Origin of the sequence: Mesorhizobium sp. M1A.F.Ca.IN.020.06.1.1, assembly GCF_004023265.1 — a bacterium.
GTDB lineage: Bacteria > Pseudomonadota > Alphaproteobacteria > Rhizobiales > Rhizobiaceae > Mesorhizobium.
Genome location: NZ_RZSR01001803.1, coordinates 1 through 454 on the forward strand (window position 1 = coordinate 1; position 454 = coordinate 454).

Consider the following 454-nt stretch of genomic DNA (forward strand, 5'->3'; position numbering starts at 1 on the left):
ATCTGGTACTCAAAGCGCGCGACGCGTTGCGGCGGGAAGCCGGCGCGCAACAGGCGCCACCAGTCGCCATCCGGCTGGAGAAGAACCTGCCGGTCGCTTCCGGCGTCGGCGGCGGCTCGAGCGACGCGGCGGCGGCGCTCAACGGCCTTTCGCGCCTCTGGGAGCTCGACATCGGGGAGGCGGGGCTGGCGCGGATCGGGCTGACGCTCGGCGCCGATCTCCCGATGTGCCTCAAGGCAAGGCCGCTAATTGCGCGCGGCATCGGCGATGAACTGTCGCCGCTGACGGAGTTTCCGGCGCTTGCGCTGGTCCTCGTCAACCCGGGCGTCGCCGTTTCGACACCCGAAGTATTCAAGGCGCTTTCCGGACCTGACAATGCGGCATTGCCGCCGCTGCCCGGCCGGCTCGATTTTCACGGCATACGCAATTGGCTGGACACGACGCGGAACGATCT

General features: G+C 68.3%; 1 pseudogene. It reads left to right on the forward strand.

The annotated features are described in order from the left end of the window. Positions 1 to 454 (forward strand): annotated as a pseudogene (locus EOA60_RS36990) (4-(cytidine 5'-diphospho)-2-C-methyl-D-erythritol kinase); the annotation flags it as partial.